The organism is Sphingomonas sp. LH128, assembly GCF_000293195.2.
GTDB classification, from domain to species: Bacteria; Pseudomonadota; Alphaproteobacteria; order Sphingomonadales; family Sphingomonadaceae; genus Novosphingobium; species Novosphingobium resinovorum_A.
Map to the genome: position 1 here is coordinate 1 of NZ_ALVC01000263.1, position 4245 is coordinate 4245.

The window sequence follows — 4245 nt, forward strand, 5'->3', positions numbered from 1 at the left end:
TACCAGTTCGATAAACCCCTCACGGCACATCGGACGCAATCTACCCGTCGCCGAAACGAACATCGCATTGTTCACGGCCGACCATCTACGGCAATGCCGATGTAACCTGGCGCACCGATTTCACGGAATTGCGCGGCGGGGCCTTCGGCGGCAGCGGCAATGTCACGCGCTGGCTGGGCGCGTCGGGATCGGTGGTGTGGATGGACAAGTCGGTGTTCGTCGCCAATCGCGTCGCCGATGCCTTCGCGCTCGTATCGACGCGGGGCCATGCGGGGGTGCCCGTCTACTACGAAAACCAACTGGTCGGCCGGACCGACGCGCGCGGGCATGTCCTCATTCCATGGGCGGCGGCGTACTATCCGGGCAAGTACACGATCGATCCGCTGGGCTTCCGCGAGGATCTGACTTCGGACATCATCGACCAGAAGGTGGCGGTGCAGCGCGGTAGCGGATACGTCCTCGATTTCCCGGTGCGCAGGATGATCGCCGCAAGGATGATCCTTGTCGATGAGGCCGGTGCTCCGCTTCCGGTTGGCTCGGTGATCCGCGTGAATGGGCGCGGCACCGCCTACGTAGGATGGGACGGGCTGGTCTTTGCCGAGAACCTTGGCCCGCGTAATGATTTCCTCGTCACGCTGCCCGAAGGAAATAGCTGCCGCGCCTCCTTCCAAATGGACGTGACGGCGGACAAGATTGCCGACATGGGAACGCTGACATGCCGATGACCCGCCGCCGCCCCGCGCTGATCGCCCTGCTGCTGCTGTGCGGCCTGCTCTTCGGCGGCGGGACGGTGCAGGCCCAGACTTACGGGAACTGCACGGTCGCGCCATCCACCATCACCATCGGCGAGACCGGGTCCTTCAACGTGGCGAGCCAGGTCCAGTCCGGCAGCGGCGCCAGCGGCTTCTCATGCGCGAGCCTGCTGGTGGTGGCGACCACGTCGTACATCAAGGTGGCTGTCGATGCGTCCACATTCCTGCTCACGCGCGTCGGCGGCACCCAGACGATACCTTTCACCCTGTCGTCCACGTCCGGCGGCGCCGCATTGGGGATAGGCAGCGAGGTCGATATGTCCACCACCGCGCTGCTTGGCCTGTTCAGCGGGCCGAGCAACAGCATTCCCCTCTACGTCCGGACGACGCCGACGTCGGCCTTACCGGCAGGTACGTATACCGGCACGGTGACCTTGCGCTGGTACTTCTCGGTGTGCACGATTGGCGCCCTGAACGGTTGTATCGGCACGTCGAACAGCCCCGGAGCGACGCGCAGCGGATTGCTTGGCCCGTTGACGAGTTGGGGCACCGGCGCACCCGTGACGGTGACGGTGACGCTCAACGTCCTGCCCGACTGTCAGATCACCGCTCCCGACCTGGCATTCGGCACCGCACCGCTGGTCGGCAGTTTCAATCCGGTGACACGCACCATATCGGTCCGTTGCAGTTTCGGCTCCACGTATACCGTCGGCCTGGGCAACGGACAGAACTTCTCGAGCACCCGGCGCATGCGGCAGGGTACGACCTCCAGCTACCTCAATTACGAGATCTATCGCGGCAATTCGGTGAGCGCCGGACGCTGGGGCAGTGCGATAGCGGGCGAACGCCGCAGCAGCGCCGCCGCCGACACCAACCCCGGCATCTATGACAGCAGCACGCTGCAGGGCTTCACCTACCGCGCCGTGATCGACCCCGCGCAGACCACTCCGGCCGCAGGCATGTACGCCGACGTCATCATCGTCGACATCGCGTTCTGACCCGCAGGTCAGACCGCCCGCAGCTTCTCCTCCACCGAAGGACCATGCGCAAAGCCAGCCGCACGGGCGATCGCGTTCGCATCGGGCCGCACCCCGGTATAGAGCACGAACTGCTCGATCGCCTGCAGCACAATGACCTCGGCGCCCGAGATCACACGCTTTCCGGCCTCCTGCGCAGCCTTGACGAACGGCGTGTTCGCAGGCTGCGCGACGACGTCGAAGGCGATCTCGCAAGCCGCGATCTGCGCCGGTGAGAACGCGAGAGCATCGGCCCCCGCGCCTTCCATGCCGAGCGGCGTAACGTTGATCAGCAAGGGCGCGCCTTCCACCGGCATCGCTTCCAGCCAGCCAAAGCCGTACTGGCGGGCCAGCGCCGGTCCGGCCTCGGGATTGCGTGCGACGATCGTGCCTTGCGTGAAGCCGCAATCGCGCAGTGCTGCGACTACCGCCTTCGCCATGCCGCCGCTGCCGCGCAGCAGGAACGGCGTCGACGGGTCGATTTCACGACGCTCCAGAAGGGCACGCACGGCGACGTAGTCGGTATTGTAGCCGGTCAGCACGCCGCCATCGTTGACGATCGTGTTCACGCTGTCGATCGCGGTCGCCGAGGCTTCCATCCCGTCGAGCATCGGGATGACCGCTTCCTTGAACGGCATCGAGATCGCGCAGCCGCGAATCCCCAACGCCCGGATGCCACCGATTGCTGCCGCAAGGTCGGTCGTGCTGAACGACTTGTAGACGTAGTCCAGCCCGTAATGGTCGTAGAGCCAGTTATGCAGCCGCGACCCCGCATTGCCGGGCCGCGCCGAAAGCGACATGCAGACCTGCGTGTCCCGGCCGATGGTGGTGCGTTCCATAAGCGTCATTCTCCGATGGCTTGAGCGGAATCGGCAAGACGCGTGCTCGATCCGCGCGGCAACAGGCGGCCCGCGAGCACGACCTTGCGCATGGGCGCGTCGGGATGGTCGAGGCGGTCCAGCAGCATCGTCATCGCCGTGCGCCCGATCTCCTCGACCGGTTGCTCTATGACGCTGAGGCCGCCGCCGACGAACTCCATCCAGTCGTTGTTGTCGAAACCGGCAAGGGCGATGTCGCGGGGAACCTCGAGGCCGAGATCGCGCAGGCCGCGCAGGAGATGGACCAGCATCACCCCATTACTGGCGAGCAGCGCCTCGGGGCGTTCGGCCCGCCCGAGCAGTTCGGCGATCACCCGCCGGATCGCATCCGCCGTATGCGGCACCGCGATCGCTTCCACCTCCAGCCCAAGCCGGGCAGCGGCACGTTCGAACCCTTCTCGGCGCTCGAAACCCGTGGTGCTCGCCGCCCCGAACAGCCCCGTGATCCGCCGATGGCCCTGCGCATGAAGGTGCTCGACGAGAACTTCGGCCATGCGCGTATTGTCGAGCAGCACGCAATCGAACCCGGCGTCAGGTGCGGCACGGTCGATCAGCACCACGGGATAGTCGAGTTCGAGCCGCCCTACCTTCGCCACCCGCTGCCGCGACGGGGCAAGGATGACGCCGGCCACTCGCTCTTCGTGCATGAGTTCGAGAAACTCGGCCTCCTTGGCCGGGTCCTCGTCGGTATTGCACAGGATGACGCGCAAGCCGCGTGCCGCCGCCACGGCCTCGATCGTGCGCGAGACCTCGGTGAAGAAGGGGTTGCGGATATCGGCGACGACCAGCCCGATGGTGTTGCTGTGCCGGGACCGCAGCCGCCGCGCGGCGAGATTCGGGCGATAGCCCGTGGACTTGACCGCAGCCAGCACGCGCTCGGCCATGACGGGATCAACCGGGCGCCCGGCCAGTACGCGCGAGACCGTGGCGGGCGAGACCCCGGCCACTTGCGCCACGTCCTTTATGCCTGTCGCCATTAGGAAATCGTTCTCTCAACCGGATCGCGCATTGTCGCCTGCTAAGTGCAATATGCACCGCATGATGCGATAATCACAACCCCTCTTGACAATTTCGATGAGAAAACGTTTTCTCATGGCAGAGCAAATGGAGAGGAATGACGATGCTCGCAGACGCTTTCGCCGCGTCGCAGGCTGCCGATCTCGTGAGGATCGACGCACAGGCTGCCGACAAGACCGATGCGATTCGCCAGGTTGGCCAGCTGCTGGTCGCCGCCGGATGCGTGGCGCCCGGTTACGAGGAAAGCATGGTCCGGCGCGAGGCGGTCGCGAACACCTTCCTCGGTTCCGGCCTCGCGATCCCGCACGGGCTGGGTGAGGACAAGGGCCTCGTCCGCCGCGACGGCATCGCCATTCTCCAGCTTCGCGACGGGATCGACTGGAACCCCGGCCAGCGCGCGCACATCGTCGTCGGTATCGCCGCCAATTCCGACAGCCACATCGCCATCCTGCGCCGCCTGACGCGGCTGATCCAGGACGAGGCCCGGCTGGCCGCGCTGATCGCCACCGACGACCCGGCGGATTTCACTCGCGCCTTGGGCGAGGATGGCGCTGCCGATGCCGCCGCCGCGCCCGCCGTCGA

General features: G+C 66.0%; 5 protein-coding genes. 3 read left to right on the top strand and 2 right to left on the bottom strand.

Going from position 1 to position 4245, the window contains the following annotated elements; translation table 11 throughout:
* Nucleotides 1-83 precede the first annotated feature (83 nt).
* Together LH128_RS20090 and LH128_RS20095 are read left to right on the top strand one after the other, a co-directional pair.
* Nucleotides 84-725: a FimD/PapC C-terminal domain-containing protein gene (locus tag LH128_RS20090; RefSeq protein WP_327195225.1), complete on the top strand. Its 642-nt coding sequence runs from the start codon at nucleotides 84-86 to the stop codon at nucleotides 723-725.
* Nucleotides 722-1750 (top strand): Csu type fimbrial protein, encoded by a 1029-nt coding sequence (locus LH128_RS20095; protein WP_327195224.1) that lies wholly within the window; start codon nucleotides 722-724, stop codon nucleotides 1748-1750. The genes LH128_RS20090 and LH128_RS20095 overlap by 4 nt, the downstream gene beginning before the upstream one ends.
* Nucleotides 1751-1758: 8 nt before the next feature.
* Here the strand turns inward: LH128_RS20095 and LH128_RS20100 are convergent, their stop codons facing one another.
* The gene (locus tag LH128_RS20100; RefSeq protein ID WP_008831521.1) at nucleotides 1759-2607 is read right to left on the bottom strand and encodes a shikimate 5-dehydrogenase; all 849 of its coding nucleotides are present in this window, start codon (nucleotides 2605-2607) and stop codon (nucleotides 1759-1761) included.
* A gap of 5 nt (nucleotides 2608-2612) precedes the next feature.
* A complete protein-coding gene (locus LH128_RS20105; protein WP_008831522.1) occupies nucleotides 2613-3623 on the bottom strand; it encodes a LacI family DNA-binding transcriptional regulator in 1011 nt (336 codons plus the stop codon).
* Nucleotides 3624-3766: 143 nt separating this feature from the next.
* On the opposite strand from LH128_RS20105, the gene LH128_RS20110 reads away from it, so the two are divergent.
* Nucleotides 3767-4245 (top strand): PTS sugar transporter subunit IIA (locus tag LH128_RS20110; RefSeq protein WP_172705119.1); only part of this gene is annotated, 479 nt, incomplete at its 3' end.

Coding starts and splice junctions, on each gene's coding strand:
- LH128_RS20100 (WP_008831521.1), bottom strand. CDS start 2,607: ATGGAACGCACCACCATCGGCCGGGACACGCAGGTCTGCATGTCGCTT.
- LH128_RS20105 (WP_008831522.1), bottom strand. CDS start 3,623: ATGGCGACAGGCATAAAGGACGTGGCGCAAGTGGCCGGGGTCTCGCCC.
- LH128_RS20095 (WP_327195224.1), top strand. CDS start 722: ATGACCCGCCGCCGCCCCGCGCTGATCGCCCTGCTGCTGCTGTGCGGC.